General features: G+C 71.6%; 12 protein-coding genes. 7 read left to right on the forward strand and 5 right to left on the reverse strand.

Going from position 1 to position 14,675, the window contains the following annotated elements; translation table 11 throughout:
- The first annotated feature begins 67 nt into the window (after nt 1-67).
- Nucleotides 68-1,222, forward strand: coding sequence for a CapA family protein (locus WJM95_RS28880; RefSeq protein ID WP_339132979.1), 1,155 nt, complete (start codon nt 68-70; stop codon nt 1,220-1,222).
- 30 nt (nt 1,223-1,252) lie between these two features.
- On the opposite strand, the gene WJM95_RS28885 is transcribed toward WJM95_RS28880, so the two are convergent.
- Complete coding sequence (locus WJM95_RS28885; protein WP_339132981.1) at nt 1,253-1,717, reverse strand: universal stress protein; 465 nt, start codon at nt 1,715-1,717, stop codon at nt 1,253-1,255.
- 101 nt (nt 1,718-1,818) lie between these two features.
- On the opposite strand from WJM95_RS28885, the gene lysX reads away from it, so the two are divergent.
- Nucleotides 1,819-5,097, forward strand: a complete 3,279-nt coding sequence (lysX, locus tag WJM95_RS28890) for a bifunctional lysylphosphatidylglycerol synthetase/lysine--tRNA ligase LysX (RefSeq protein ID WP_339132983.1) — start codon at nt 1,819-1,821, stop codon at nt 5,095-5,097.
- 80 nt (nt 5,098-5,177) lie between these two features.
- The gene (locus tag WJM95_RS28895) at nt 5,178-6,023 is read left to right on the forward strand and encodes a polysaccharide deacetylase family protein (RefSeq protein WP_339132985.1); all 846 of its coding nucleotides are present in this window, start codon (nt 5,178-5,180) and stop codon (nt 6,021-6,023) included.
- Nucleotides 6,024-6,133: 110 nt separating this feature from the next.
- Here WJM95_RS28895 and WJM95_RS28900 read toward each other — a convergent pair whose 3' ends face one another.
- Nucleotides 6,134-6,796 (reverse strand): class F sortase, encoded by a 663-nt coding sequence (locus tag WJM95_RS28900; RefSeq protein WP_339132987.1) that lies wholly within the window; start codon nt 6,794-6,796, stop codon nt 6,134-6,136.
- 331 nt (nt 6,797-7,127) lie between these two features.
- Between WJM95_RS28900 and WJM95_RS28905 the strand changes: the two genes are divergently transcribed.
- Nucleotides 7,128-7,619 carry a hypothetical protein gene (locus WJM95_RS28905; protein WP_339132989.1) on the forward strand — a complete coding sequence of 164 codons (492 nt, stop codon included), beginning with the start codon at nt 7,128-7,130 and terminating at the stop codon, nt 7,617-7,619.
- 161 nt (nt 7,620-7,780) lie between these two features.
- Here the strand turns inward: WJM95_RS28905 and WJM95_RS28910 are convergent, their stop codons facing one another.
- From WJM95_RS28910 to WJM95_RS28920, 3 genes are all read right to left on the reverse strand, one after another.
- Nucleotides 7,781-8,320 (reverse strand): hypothetical protein, encoded by a 540-nt coding sequence (locus WJM95_RS28910; protein ID WP_339132991.1) that lies wholly within the window; start codon nt 8,318-8,320, stop codon nt 7,781-7,783.
- 223 nt (nt 8,321-8,543) lie between these two features.
- Complete coding sequence (locus WJM95_RS28915; protein ID WP_339132993.1) at nt 8,544-9,308, reverse strand: hypothetical protein; 765 nt, start codon at nt 9,306-9,308, stop codon at nt 8,544-8,546.
- 15 nt (nt 9,309-9,323) lie between these two features.
- Nucleotides 9,324-9,530 (reverse strand): hypothetical protein, encoded by a 207-nt coding sequence (locus tag WJM95_RS28920; protein ID WP_339132995.1) that lies wholly within the window; start codon nt 9,528-9,530, stop codon nt 9,324-9,326.
- A gap of 694 nt (nt 9,531-10,224) precedes the next feature.
- Between WJM95_RS28920 and WJM95_RS28925 the strand changes: the two genes are divergently transcribed.
- From WJM95_RS28925 to WJM95_RS28935, 3 genes are all read left to right on the forward strand, one after another.
- Nucleotides 10,225-11,166, forward strand: coding sequence for an SCO0930 family lipoprotein (locus tag WJM95_RS28925; protein ID WP_339132997.1), 942 nt, complete (start codon nt 10,225-10,227; stop codon nt 11,164-11,166).
- A 453-nt stretch (nt 11,167-11,619) separates the two neighbouring features.
- Nucleotides 11,620-12,432 carry an SAM-dependent methyltransferase gene (locus WJM95_RS28930; protein WP_339132999.1) on the forward strand — a complete coding sequence of 271 codons (813 nt, stop codon included), beginning with the start codon at nt 11,620-11,622 and terminating at the stop codon, nt 12,430-12,432.
- Entirely contained in the window at nt 12,429-14,564 is a 2,136-nt protein-coding gene (locus tag WJM95_RS28935) for an EAL domain-containing protein (RefSeq protein ID WP_339133001.1), read from the forward strand. The genes WJM95_RS28930 and WJM95_RS28935 overlap by 4 nt, the downstream gene beginning before the upstream one ends.
- Nucleotides 14,565-14,675 lie beyond the last annotated feature (111 nt).

Consider the following 14,675-nt stretch of genomic DNA (forward strand, 5'->3'; position numbering starts at 1 on the left):
CTGCCGCCGGTCCGTACCTGTGGATTCGTATTCATTGGTAATTAAATGCGACCGCATGGGGCCTGGCATGATCAGACGCGCGCGACAGATCCAACTGGCCCTCGCGGCCGCCGTCATCGGGGCCGCGTTGGTCACCCAGACCCACCACTCGACCGTGCGGCACCGCCAAGGGCAGCCCGGACCCGCCGCCGCCCGCGGCTTCACCCTCGTCGCGGGCGGCGACATCCTGCCGGACAGCTCGGTCCTGGAGCGGGCCGGCTCCGACGCGGGAGGCGCCGGATACGACTTCGGGCCCATGCTCGCGGGTGTCCGCCCCGCCGTCTCCGGCGCCGGCCTGGCGCTCTGTCACCTGCGGACCGTGTACGACCCGGGCGAGGACCGGACCGGAACGTACGTCTTCAAGTCCCCGCCCCAGGTGGCCGACGGCCTCGCCGCCACGGGCTACGACTCCTGCTCCACCGCCTCGGGACACACCCTGGACGACGGCGCCGACGGGGTCCGTCGCACCCTGGACGCCTTGGACCGCGCCGGAGTGCGGCACGCCGGATCGGCCCGCAGCGCGCAGGAATCGGGCACGGTCACCCTGCTGCGGGCCGGCAGCGCCCGCGTCGCCCACCTCGCGTACACCGACGGCACCGGCGGGCTCCCGCTCCCGCCGGGACAGCCCTGGGCGGTCGCCCTGGCCGACCCCGACAAGATCGTCGCGGACGCCCGGGCCGCTCGCGCGGCCGGCGCCGACGTGGTCGTCGTCTCCCTGGACTGGGGCACCGAGTGGCAGGACCAGCCGGACGAGAACCAGCTGAGCCTGGCCAGGCGGCTGACCGCCTCCCGCACCGGCGGGCGCCCCGACATCGACCTGATCGTCGGGACCCGCTCCCATGTCCCGCAGGCGTACGAGAAGGTCAACGGCACCTGGGTGGTCTACGGCACCGGCGACCAGATCGCGGGGGAGATGTTCAACGACCAGGGGGTCCAGGACCCGCGCGGCGACCAGGGCACCCTCGGCCGCTTCACCTTCTCCCCGCCCGCGCGGCCCTCGCGGCGCTGGGAGGTGACGAAGGCCGAGTTCATCCCGCTCGCCTTCGACCTCGACGCGGGACGGGTCGTCGACCTCGACGCGGCCCTGAAGCAGGGCGCCTCCGTCGGCGCCGTGCGCGACCGGATCCGCGACGTCGTCCTCGGCCGGGGCGCGGGCCGGGCCGGACTCGTCATGACCGAGTGACCGGCGAAGGGAACCGGTCCCTGAGCGTTCCTACGGCACGGCCGTGACGGGCCAGCGGCCCGCCTTCACCAGCCGGATCGCCACCGAACCGACGATCCGGTGCCCGGCCTGCTCGGAGGCCCCCACCACCACGGCGTCGGCCTTCAGTTCGTCCGCGGCGGTGACCAGACCGTTGTAGGGGTCACCGCGGAAGGTGTGGAACTCCCAGCGCACATCGAATATGTCCTTCACCCGCTCGGCGGCGTCGCGGATGTACTGGATCAGATCCTCGGCGATCTCGTCGGTCGTCTCCGCGACCGGCACCCCGAGCGCGGCTCCCGCGGCCATCACCGGCTGGACGTAGACCACCGCCAGCAGCGCCCGCTGCCTCCGCGCCAGACCACCGGCGTACGCCGCCGCGCGCAGCGAGGAGTCGGAGCCGTCCACCCCGACGACGATGACCTTGGGACCGTCCGTCCCGCGTTCGAACCGATGCGCGTGCTGCTCTTCCGTCACGGCTGCGAGGCTATCGGAACGCCCAGGTCCCACCGCTGCGGGGGAGCGGTGGAGATCCGCTCGACGGGCGCGCCACCGCCGCTCTTCCTACAGTCGGAACCATGAGTGCCACTGTGGAGGCCCGCCCGCCGAAGACCGCCAGCGGCCCGCCAGGGCCGCCAAGGACCGGCTTCCTCAGCAAGGTGCCCGAGGGCTTCGCGACCTTCTTCGCCGCCATCGGCCTGCTCTGCACCCTGCTCGCGTTCATCCCGCCGGTCCGCGCGGTGCTGCGTCCGGTGGTGCGCTTCCTCGACCTGCTGATCATCCCGGTCAGCGCCAACCTCGCGTACGCCGTGTTCCTCTTCCTGCTCGCCGCCGCGACGGCCGCCCGCAAGAAGATCGCCTGGTGGCTCGTGGTCGTCTACCTGGGCCTGCTCGTCCTGACCGACGCCCTCGGGGTCGCCGTCGGCCTGTACGCCGCCTCCATCCCCTCGCTGATCGTCTGCGGGCTCCTGCTCGCGCTGCTGATCGTGGCGCGCCGCGAGTTCTACGCCGACTCGCGCCGTGCCGCCGTACGACGTGCCCTGCTGGTCCTGGTCGCCGGGCTCGTCGTCGCGATCCTCCTCGGATGGGGCCTGGTCGCTCTGTTCCCGGGCACCCTGGTGGAGGGCCAGCGGCTGCTGTGGGCCGCCAACCGGGTCTGCGGCGGACTCGTCTCCGGCCGCTCCTTCGACGGCCGGCCGCCGCACTGGCTGTTCTTCGTCCTCGGACTCTTCGGTGCTCTCGCCCTGCTCAACGCGGCCGCCACGCTGTTCCGTTCCCAGCGTCTGGTCGCGGCCCTGCACGGCGACGAGGAGTCCCGGATCCGCGCCCTGCTCCAGGTGTACGGCGGCGAGGACTCCCTCGGTTACTTCGCCACCCGCCGCGACAAGGCCGTCGTCTTCTCGCCCAGCGGCAAGGCGGCCGTCACCTATCGCGTCGAGGCCGGGGTGTGCCTCGCCAGCGGCGACCCGGTCGGCGACCGGGAGGCCTGGCCGCACGCGATCGCCGCCTGGCTCGACATCGCCCGCCGCTACGCCTGGGCACCCGCCGCCATGGGCGCCTCCGAGGAGGGTGCCAAGGCGTTCGCCCGCTCCGGGCTCGGCGCCCTCCAGCTCGGCGACGAGGCGATCCTGAACGTCGCCGGGTTCGATCTGTCCGGACGCGACATGCGCGTCACCCGGCAGGCCGTCAACCGCGTCAAACGCTCCGGCGCCACCTGCCGGGTCCGCCGGCACTCCACCCTCTCCGACAGCGAGATGGAGGAGATCGTCGGCCGGGCGGACGCCTGGCGCGACACCGAGACCGAGCGCGGCTTCTCGATGGCCCTGGACCGGCTCGGCGACCCCGAGGACGGCGACTGCCTGCTCGTCGAGGCGATGGGGTCCGACGGCAAGCTCCTCGCGCTGCTCTCCTTCGTGCCCTGGGGCCGCGACGGCATCTCCCTCGACCTCATGCGCCGCGACCGCAGCGCCCCCAACGGCGTCATGGAGTTCATGGTCGCGGAGGTCTGCGCGGTCGCCGGCAAGTTCGGGGTCCGGCGCATCTCCCTCAACTTCGCGGTGTTCCGCTCGGTCTTCGAGGAGGGTGCCCGCATCGGAGCGGGACCGGTGCTCAGACTCTGGCGCCGGCTGTTGCTGTTCTTCTCCCGGTGGTGGCAGCTGGAGGCCCTCTACCGCTCCAACGCCAAGTACCACCCGGAGTGGTACCCGCGGTTCATCTGCTACGGCGACACCGGCGCCCTCGCCCGGATCGGCATGGCCTCCGCCATCGCCGAGGGCTTCGTGTCCGTGCCCTCGCTGCGCAGCCTGTGGGGCAAGGGACACACCAAGGGCGCCCCCGCACCCGCCACGACCGCGGGCCTGCCCTCGCTCGCGGCCCTCGGCCTCGACGCCGAGGGCGCGGCCCGTGCGGACGATCCCACCACCGGCCTGCCCGACCAGGTCCGGGTGCGCCACCGCAAGCTCGACCGGCTGCGCGACGAGGGCACCGACCCCTATCCGGTCGGCATCCCGAAGCGCACCCACGTCCTGGCCGAGGTGCGCGGCGGCGAGGACGTGACCGTCGCCGGCCGCGTGATGCTCGTACGCGACTTCGGCGGCATCCTCTTCGCCGTGCTGCGCGACTGGTCGGGCGACCTCCAGATCGCGCTCACCCGCAAGGAGTCCGGCGCCGCGCTCGACCGTTTCCGGCAGGTCGTCGACATCGGCGACCACATCAGCGCCGACGGTCTGGCGGGCGCGAGCGACTCCGGCGAGCCCACGGTGTTCGTCACCGCCTGGCTGCTCACCGCCAAGTGCCTGCACCCGCTGCCCGACAAGCGCAAGGGCCTCGCCGACCCCGAGGCGAAGGTCCGCCGCCGCTATCTCGACCTGGTGTCGAGCCCCGCCGCCCGCGACGTCGTGCGCGCCCGCTCCACGGCCGTCCAGGCGCTGCGCCAGGGGCTGCTGGACCGCGGCTATCTGGAGGTCGAGACCCCGATGCTCCAGCAGATCCACGGCGGGGCCAACGCCCGGCCCTTCACCACCCACATCAACGCCTACGACCTGAACCTCTATCTGCGCATCGCCCCCGAGCTCTACCTCAAACGGCTGTGCGTCGGCGGCATGGAGAAGGTGTTCGAGCTGGGCCGCACCTTCCGCAACGAAGGGGTCTCCTACAAGCACAACCCCGAGTTCACGATGCTGGAGGCCTACCAGGCCTTCGCGGACTACGACGTGATGCTCGACCTCGTCCGCGAGCTGATCCAGGGCGCCGCGACCGCCGCGTTCGGCTCACCGATCGCCCGCAAGGACGGTGTCGAGCACGACATCTCCGGGGAGTGGCCCGTCAAGACGGTGTACGGCGCGCTCTCCGAGGCGCTGGGCGACGAGATCGACGCCGACACGAGCCTGGAGAGGCTGCTGCGGCTGTGCGACCGCGCGGGCGTGCCGTACACGGCGGACGACGGACGCGGTGACGTCGTCCTGGAGATGTACGAACGTCTGGTCGAGGAGAAGACCGGGCTCCCGACGTTCTACAAGGACTTCCCGACCGACGTCTCCCCGCTCACCCGGCAGCACCGCAGGGACCCGCGGCTCGCGGAACGCTGGGACCTCGTCGCGTTCGGTACGGAACTGGGCACCGCCTATTCGGAGTTGACCGACCCGGTGGAGCAGCGTCGCCGGCTCACCGAGCAGTCGCTGCTGGCCGCCGGGGGAGACCCCGAGGCGATGGAACTGGACGAGGACTTCCTCGACGCGCTGGAGTACGCCATGCCGCCCACCGGCGGACTGGGGATCGGCGTCGACCGGCTCGTCATGTTCCTCACCGGCCTGACGATCCGCGAGACGCTGCCGTTCCCGCTGGTGCGCCGCCGCTGAATGGTCCACGCGGGTGCATTCATGACGCCCTACCGGTGGTGCTCGGCGTGGTGGCCTCTCGGCCGGGTGACTGATTAGTCATGAAAAAGGATCAGCTGATTACCCGACGCCGGGCGTTGATCGCCGGCGCCGCTGTCCTGGGGGCGGCCGGAGCCGCGGGCACCGCCCGTCTCCTGACCGCCGGTCAGGCCGTGGAGCCGGCGCGGAGCCTCCCGCTCGCCGGCCCGCCGGCCTCGCGGGCGCTGAAGCCCTCCGCCTACCGTCTCCAGCCGCTCGCCGGATACGGCCCGCCGCCCCGCGGCACCCAGCTGCACACCCTCGTCCGCAACGAGCCCTTCATGCGGGTCTCCGGCCGCGGCCGCACGATGGTGCTGAGCTTCGACGACGGCCCCGACCCGCACTACACCCCCGAGATCCTGCGCACCCTGCGGGAGTACGACGTCCACGCCATGTTCTTCGTGTGCGGGGAGATGGCCGCCGACAACAAGGACCTGCTGGGCGTGATGGCCGACGACGGACACATCGTCGGCAACCACACCTGGAGCCACCCGCTGCTCACCAAGCTCTCGCGCTCCGCGATCCGCTCCGAGATGGAGCGCACCAGCGACGTGATCGCGGACGCGTACGGCGAGCCGCCCGCCTGGTTCCGCGCGCCCTACGGGGAGTGGAACCGCGCCACCTACCAGATCGGCGCCGAACTCGGCATGGAACCGATGGCCTGGACGATCGACACGCTCGACTGGTCGAGGCCCGGCACCCGCTCCATCGTCGGCACGGTCCAGAAGGAGGCGGCCCCGGGCGTCGTCGTCCTCCAGCACGACGCGGGCGGCGAACGCTCGCAGAGCGTCCAGGCGCTGCGCACCTATCTCCCGCGCCTGCTGGACGCCGGGTACCACATCACGGTGCCGCACCGGAAGAACGTCTAGAACCGGGAAGGGCCCCGCGCACGACGTGTCGCGGGGCTTTCGGCCGGAGCCGCCGGCGGGAGGCACGACGCCTCACCGACCGGCTTTTCGCGTGTCCGGCCCGGGAACGCTCAGCGGACCTCGGAAAGGCGTGCGAAGACGACCACGTTCCCGTCGTAGCCGTGCTGCTTGGAGAAACCGCCGCCGCACGTGATGACACGCAATTCGGGAGTTCCCTTGCTGTTGTACACACGGTCGCCGGGGAAATCGGCCTTCGCGAAGACCTCGATGCCGTAGATCTCGAACACCGCGGTCTTTCCGTCCTTGCGCAGGACCTCGACCTTGTTCCCCTTCTTCAGCGCCCCGAGCCCGTAGAAGACGGCGGGGCCCTGCATGTTGTCGACATGGCCCACGATCACGGCCGTGCCCTTCTCGCCCGGCGAGACCGCGCCGGTGAACCAGCCCGCGAGATTGGGGTTGTCGGGCGGCGGCGCGTCGACCCATCCGTCCAGGTCCAGACCCACCGGCATCACCGGGGCGTCGACGCGGATCGCCGGGATCCGCACCCGGTCGACCACGGAGTACGGCAGTGCGTCCGGGGTCTTCGAGAACGTCTGCCCGGGCGTGCGGCTGTCGGCGGCGGCCGCCGAGGCCGGCTGCGGGGGACCCACGTCGAATTCGCCGGAGCCGTTCCGGATGAGTGCGAGGCCGGTCAGCAGGACAAGCGCTATCACGCCCCAAGGAGCGCGCTTCCTCTGCCGCTCCTCCTCTTCGGCCAGCTCGGACGCAGACATTCGCATTCCCCTCTCGACGCGGCCGTCGCCTCGTCATCCGCGCATATGAGCACGCTAATGGCAGCAAGGCCGCCCGGCGACGGGGCGCGGGCGAACGGGTGGCGGGAGGAAAGCCCCGTGAGCCATCCGAGTTGCCGTGACCAGGAATTTTCTGACAGTCCGTGACCTGCGGCAATATCCGATTGTGTGGAATTCTCTCGGCGTGTCCTCTCACCAGGACGGACCATTCCCGAAATGCGGCCCCGTGCACGGCATCTGAGGGTCTGACTGGGAGGCGCTTTCTCGCCGATCCACCGGGGACGGTTCCCGGGGCGCCCCCGCGGAGGAACACATGCGTACTACTCGTGCCCTGGCGGTGTCCGCCGCCGCGGTCGCCGCCGTGGGGCTCGCCGCCCCGATGGCCGCGGCGTGGAACACGCCGAGCAACATCGTCGCCCAGCCCAGCGTCATCGCCCGCGGCGGTCAGCTGGCCGTGACCGTCGACGGGTGCCCGAGGGGAGGCACGATGACCTCTCCCGCGTTCCGTCAGGCGAGACTCTCGCCGCTCCTGGGCAGCCGCACCGAGGCGTCCAGCGGTACGGCCACCATCAACCAGGACGCCCGTCCCGGCTCGTACGACATCACCGTCAACTGCGACGGGACGGGCCCGCTGACCCGCCCGGCCGCCTTCACCGTCATCGGCGGTGTGCGCGGTGGTCTCGGCGGCAGCAGCACCACGGGCGCCACGCCCACCGACATGGCGATCGGCGGCGGTCTGGTGGCCGCCGCGGCCGTCGGTGGCGGGGTGTTCTGGATGCGGCGCAGGTCTGAACGGCACATCTGACCGCCTCCGCCGGTGAGCGGCCGGTCCCGCCCCCTTCGGAGGCCGGCCGTCCGCCGCGCGGGCGCACAGGACAGCCCTTCGCTCCGGACCCGCCCGACCGGGTCCGGGGTGAAGGGCTGTGCCGCTCCGTCAGGTCCGGGCCGGAGCGTGCTGCCGGTCCGTCAGGTCTCGTCGGACGAGGTGCGCCGGCGCGACAGGTACCAGGCCGCGCCCACGGAACCGGCGATGAGCGCCGTTCCCATCCCGATCTCCTTGAGGTCGAAGCCGCCGACGCTGCCGCCGACTCCCGCCCGCACGCCCCGCTGGAGGGGCACCGGGGTCGGGGTGACCGGCCCCCGGCCACCGGCGATGGTCAGACCGGTGCTGCCGCTCGCTCCGCCGCACGAGAACGTCACGTCGTACACGGCCCCGGGTCTGGCGTCCCAGTCGACCATGGCGGTGGCCGAGGACTGCCCCGGCGGGATGGTGACGGTGTCGAAGACCCCGGAGGTGACCGTCGCGGTCCCCCTGCACCCGCCGTCCCGCTTCAGGAGCAGCGACACCTGACCGCCCGCGGCGATCGTCGACGGCTGCACGCTGAAGGCGAACGGGGTGATCGGGGTGAGGCCGTGGTCCCCGTCGCCTGCGACGGCGGCGGGTGCGGCGAAGGTCAGGGCGGCTACGCCCAGCAGTGCGGCCGAAGCGACGCGTATCGCGCGCATGGTGAGCCTCCAGGTCCCCGAGGCGCCTTGCTGCGGAACTTTTCCGCTTGCGCCAGAAATGCACCTCGATGATCGGAACGCTAGGAAAGGGCCGACGGGCGCGCGATCCCAGTAGCGCGAACGGGGCAATTGTGTGGGCCGTCCGGGGGACGCGGGGGGTGCGGACGGGGGACGCGTACGGCGTGGCGCCCGTCCCCCGCCCGTCGGCCCCACCCGGGACGGCTCAGCCGGGAATCTGCGGGAACAGCGAGGTGAAGGGTTCCGCCGACGCCGTGATCCCGCGACTGTAGGGCGAGTCGAAGTCCCAGATCAGGAAGAGCAGGAAGGCGATCAGGGCGGAGAACAGCCCGGCCAGGATCAGTTCCCGGGCGGTGCGCCGGATCTGGAGCGCGAAGATCATCCCGACCGTGACCACCGCACCGGTGATCAGCCCGAACCAGACCACCCCCGGCATCGTGGCCCCGGTGGAGTCGGCGCGGGCGCTGCGCGCGGTGTCGGCCGCCGTCACCTGGTCGAGGAGCGGCTGGTAGGCCTGCGCCTCGAAGTCCGACTTCGGCTGGTAATCGGTGACGTCGTGCCGGACCCGGTCGAGGAGCCGGCCGCCCTCGTCGGTCACCCGGCCGTGCTCGGCCATGGTCTTCCACTCGGTGGTGACCACGTAGTGGACGTACGTGTCGACGTCACCGCGAATGCGGTCGCGGACGTCGGGCGGGTAGACGCGTACGCGTTCGTAGATCTCGTGCAGTGCCTGGGCCTCCGACTGCACCTGGTCCTGGGCGCCGCCGCGGGCCTCCCAGACCCCGGCGATGGCCAGACCGAGGACGATGGCGTACACCACCCCGATCATCATCGTCATGTACTCGATGACGTCCGGCGTCTCGCTGGGGTCCTCGTCCTCGCGGGCCCTGCGGTGGCGTACGAGGGTCACGGCGAGGACCACGAGGCACGCGGCCGCCATCGCGAGGGCGAGAACAAGCCAATCCGACACAGTGTGCCTCCAGGGTCAGCGCGGGCGCAGGGCCGCGACGGCGAGCACCGCGGGCGCGGTGATGAGCAGGGTGAACGAGACCAGCGAAGGGCCGCCGCGGGGCCCGTGCTTGTGCGGCGGGGTGCGGTACGCCGGATAGCTGACCGGAACCGGCGCCGGAGCGGGACGCGGGCTCGGCGGCGGAGGGGGCGGTGGCGGCTTCGGCGCGGGCCTCGGTGCCACGAGCGGAGCCGGCCGCGGCGGCAGGGGTTTCGGCTTCGGAGGCGGTGGCGGAGGCGGCGGGGGTGGCGGAGGCGCGGGCTCGGGCGTGTGGGTGGGCGGAGGGGGCGGGGTCGGCCTGGGTTCGGGCTTCGGTTTCGGGGGCGGAGGCGGAGGCGGTGGTGGTGGCGGAGTCGGTGTGGGGGTGGGCGTCGGCGGACAGGGCGGGGTCGGGGGCGGGCACTGGATGGTGTGTCCGGCGACGGCGACCGCCCCGTCGCCCGCCACGGCCACCGCGGTGATCCCGCCGCCCGGACCCGTCGAGGCGTAGGCGCAGGCGTCGGCCGCGGCCGTTCCGCCCGGTGCGCCGACGAGGAGCCAGGTGAGCGCCGTCAGCGCCAGTACCCGTATGACGAGGGCGGATCGGGTCCGCTGGGGTGCGTGCACGACGGAGATCATGGGGCGCGGGGGGCCGGGTCACGTCGAACTGTCCTGGATTGACCACGAATTGGGTACCCGCGGCCCCCGGCGGCTGACGCCCGAGGCCAGGAAGCGGCCGTCCGTATCGAACGCGTGGGCGATTCACGTCGAACGCGTCGCGGTCTTCCGAAAGAAATTTGGAGCCCGTTTGAACACTCCTGCCCCTCCCGCCCGTACCTAGGGCCATGCGCGGCGCCGCAGGGCGCTGCAACACTTATGCGAACAGCGGGAGTTACCAATGAAGACCTCCTGGCGGAGCGCCTCACTCGTAGCGTCAGCTGCGGCCGTGCTGGCGCTCACGACGGCGTGTGGTCAGGAAAGTGGCACCCCTTCGACGGGTACCCAGAACGTCGGAGCCACCGCTGCCGCGGGCGGCTACGGGACCAGCCCCAGCGCGGGGGCGGGCAACGGCTACGGAGCCGATTCCCAGAGTGCCGCCGCCAAGCCGGAGGCCGCGGGCAAGCTGTCCGTGACCGAAAGCGTCAAGCTCGGCAAGGTGCTGACCGACGGCGCCGGGTTCACCCTCTACCGCTTCGACAAGGACACCGCCGAGCCGCCGAAGTCCAGTTGTGACGGCGCCTGCGCGACCGCCTGGCCGCCGGTGCCCGCCGCGGGCGCCGAGGCCGCCACCGGCGTCGACAAGGCGCTGCTCGGCGAGGTCACCCGCTCCGACGGCACGAAGCAGCTGACCATCGGCGGCTGGCCGATGTACCGCTTCGCCAAGGACACCAAGGCCGGTGACACCAACGGCCAGAACGTGGGCGGCACTTGGTTCGCCTCGGCGCCCAACGGCAAGAAGGCCACGCTGGCCGCCCTGCCCGGTCTGTCGGTCCGCAAGGACCCGAAGCTCGGCGACATCGTCGTCGACAAGAACGGCATGACCGTCTACCGCTTCATGAAGGACCAGGCCTGGCCCGTCTCGAAGTCGGCCTGCACGGGCGCCTGCCTGGAGAAGTGGCCCGCGGTGGCCCCGGTCCCCGCGAGCGACACCAAGGGCGTCCAGAAGAAGGGCCTGATGGGCTTCACCCGCCCGGACGGCCTCAAGCAGATGACGGTCAACTGCTGGCCGATCTACACCTTCTCCGGTGACAGTGCTCCCGGCGACACCAACGGTCAGGGCGTGGGCGGCACCTGGTACGCCGTCTCGCCCGACGGAAAGCCGGTCGGCGCGGCCAAGTAGGGCATCGACACCCCACGGTTGATCCGCTCGCCCGCATCGAAGCGCCACCAAGGGTCCGCCCCCTCCACCGGAGGGGGCGGACCCTTGTGCACCCCCGGCGGGATGCGGCGGAGCCTCCTCGGCCCGGTGCGTGGCCGAAGCATTCCGGCCGTCGCCGGAACGTGAAAGATCCGGCCCGTTGCCCGGATGTGAAAGAACGTCCCTGAGTGATGCCGGACTTGGCCACGCTTCGTGACTCCACGGAGCTTTTTGGAATGCTTCGGAACGATTTCGCGGAGGCGGTGAGTGGCGTGCGCGGTATACGTTCGCAGTTGCCAATTCGGCACGTGCCCGAGGCAGTGACCGGGAACGGACGGTCAATTTCCGGTTTGACTCGCCCCTTTGGCGGGCGATCAGTAGCCTCTGCTCGAACACCGGATCGTCCGTGCCGTCGCCTACGCCTTGGAGAGATAGATGGAGCGTCCCGCCTGGGCCCCTCGCAGCATTGACATCTCAGTGCCGAGCGTGTCCCGGATATACGACTACTACCTGGGCGGTTCGCACAACTTCGAGGTGGATCGGGAAGCGGCGCGCAAGGCGATGGAGTCCATGCCGGGCCTTCCCAAGGTCATGCAGGCGAACCGGGCGTTCATGCGACGGGCCGTGCGCCACGCGGCCGGCGAGGGCATCGACCAGTTCCTCGACATCGGCTCCGGCATCCCGACGTTCGGCAACGTCCACGAGATAGCCCAGGCGGCCCGGCCCGGCGCGCGCGTGGTCTACGTCGACCACGACCCCGTTGCCGTCGCACACAGTCACGCCGTCCTGCGGGACAACGAGGACGCGGACGTCGTCGCCGCGGACCTGCTCAAGCCCCAGGACATCCTCGGAAGTCCCCAGGTTCAGCGGCTGATCGACCTGAACCGGCCGGTCGCGCTGCTTCTCGTTGCCATACTTCACTTCGTGGAAGACGCGGACGACCCGTACCGGGCGGTGGCCGAACTGCGCGACGCCCTCGCGCTGGGAAGCATGCTCGTCGTCACGCATGCCTCGTTCGAGGGAATTCCGCTCCTGCGGGAGCAGGCCGAGGGCACGGTCGGCATCTACAAGGACATCCGCAACCCGCTGATCATGCGCACGCGCGACGAGATCGCGCGGTTCTTCGAGGGGTACGACATGGTGGAACCCGGACTGGTGCCGATGCCGGAATGGCGGCCCGACACGGCACCCGAGGACGAGGATCCCTATTCCTTCTCCGGGTTCGGCGGCGTGGGACGCACGGCGTGAGCGCCGAGCCGGACGGGCCGGAGGACAGACTCCGCAGGTTCGCGACGATCTGGAGCCGCGCGGTCTTTCCCGTCACCTCCACCTCGCTGACCCGACCGGAGTTCGAGGAACAACTGCTGCCGCTCGCACGGCGGCTGAGCGACGCCCTGCGGGCCAGGACCTTCGAGGCGGCCGAGGGGCGGGGTGTGGGTGCCGCACTCGTCGCCGCGCACTGCACCGATCCCGAGGCCCTGAGCCGAGCCCTCGACTGCGTCGACGCCTACCTGGTGCTCTACTGCGGCGAGGACGGCCCCAAGGAGGCGCTGCGGACCCGCTCGGCGCGGCTCCAGCACGCCATGGCCGCCGGATACGCCGAGGCGCTGCGCGAGCGGACGCTGTCCGAACAACAGGCCATCTCGCAGGCGGCGTTGACGGCGCGGAGTACCGTCGCGGAGGCGCTGCACGACAGCGAGGCCCGCTTCCGCGCGGTGTTCGAGGGCGCGGCCATAGGCATCGGCATCGCCGACCTGGACGGCAACATCCTCCAGGTCAACGGGGCCCTGCTGCGGATGTTCGGCGGCTCCGAACAGACCATGCGCCTGCGCCCGGTGCACGAATGGACGCACGCCGAGGACGCCCCTCAAGTGTGGCGGCTCTACGAGGAGTTGGTGCGCGGAGAGCGCGAGCACTACCACGTGGAGAAGGCGTTCTACCGCCCCGACGGCACCGCCCTGTGGACCAACCTGACGGTCTCCCTGCTGCGTGACGCGGACGGCGAACCCCAGTACCAGCTCGCGCTCATGGAGGACACCACCGAGCGGCGGCTGCTCAATCTGCGGCTGCGCTACGAGGCGACCCACGACGCGCTCACCGGACTGCCCAACCGGACCCTGTTCTTCGAGCGCCTGGAGAAGGCGCTGGCCGCGGGGGAGGGACAGCGCTTCGGGCTCTGCTACCTCGACCTCGACGGCTTCAAGACCATCAACGACAGCCTCGGGCACGCGGCGGGCGACCGCCTGCTCGTCGAGGTCGCCGACCGCCTCCAGTCCTGTGCCACGGCCCCCGGCGAGATGGTCGCCCGGCTCGGCGGCGACGAGTTCGTGGCCCTCACCACCGGCCCGGACACCGAGCGCGAGGTCGACGAGCTGGCCGGGCGGATCATGAACGCGCTCGTCACCCCCATCAGCATCGACGGCCGGGACCTGACCGTCCGCGGCAGCGTGGGCATCGTCGAGGGCCCGGCGGGGGAGCGCGGCGCCGCCGAGGTGCTGCGCAGCGCCGACATCACGATGTACCGCGCCAAGTCCGCCGGCGGCAACCGCTTCGAGCTCGCCGACCCCGAGGCCGACGCCCGCGCCATCACCCGCAACGGCCTCACCACCGCGCTCCCCGCCGCCCTGGACCGGGGCGAGTTCTTCATCGAGTACCAGCCGCTCGTGCACCTCGGCGACGGCAGCGTGCGCGGCGCCGAGGCGCTGGTGCGCTGGCTGCACCCCCAGCACGGCGTCCTCGGACCCGACCGCTTCATCCCGCTCGCCGAGCACACCGGACTGATCGTGCCGCTCGGCCGCTGGGTCCTCGAACAGTCGGTGCGCCAGGCCCGCAGCTGGCAGGAGCGGAACGCCGGCGGGGGTCCGCTGCGCGTCAACGTCAACCTCTCCCCGTGCCAGCTCACCCATCCGGGTCTGGTCCAGGACACGGTCGACATCCTGGAGCGTGAGGGCCTCGACGCCCAGGCGCTGTGCCTGGAGGTCACCGAGTCCGCGCTGATCGGCGCGGACGACGACCTGCTCAAACCGCTGCGCAGGCTCGCCGAGATGGGTGTCGACATCGCGCTCGACGACTTCGGCACCGGGTACTCGAACCTCGCCAATCTCCGCCGTCTGCCGGTCAGCATCCTCAAGCTGGACCGGTCCTTCACCCAGGGCATGCAGCAGTTCCCGGCCGACCCGGTCGACCTGAAGATCGTCGAGGGCATCGTCTCCCTCGCCCACAGCCTCGACCTGGCGGTCACGGTCGAGGGCGTGGAGACGGGAGCGCAGGCCGAGCAGCTGCGGATCCTGGGCTGCGACACCGCGCAGGGCTGGTACTACGCCCGTCCGGGCCCGCCGGAGCGGCTGCACGAGCTGGCCCTGGTCGACGCGGTCGGCTGAACGGCCCGGGCGGCGCGCCCTCGGCACCGGGGCGTGCCGCCGCGTTCCGGCGCCCCACCGGACGCCTCGCGCCCTGGGCCTTCCGTATGTCTCATGGAGCAGGAGGCACCT

This window comes from Streptomyces sp. f51 (genome assembly GCF_037940415.1).
GTDB lineage: Bacteria > Actinomycetota > Actinomycetes > Streptomycetales > Streptomycetaceae > Streptomyces.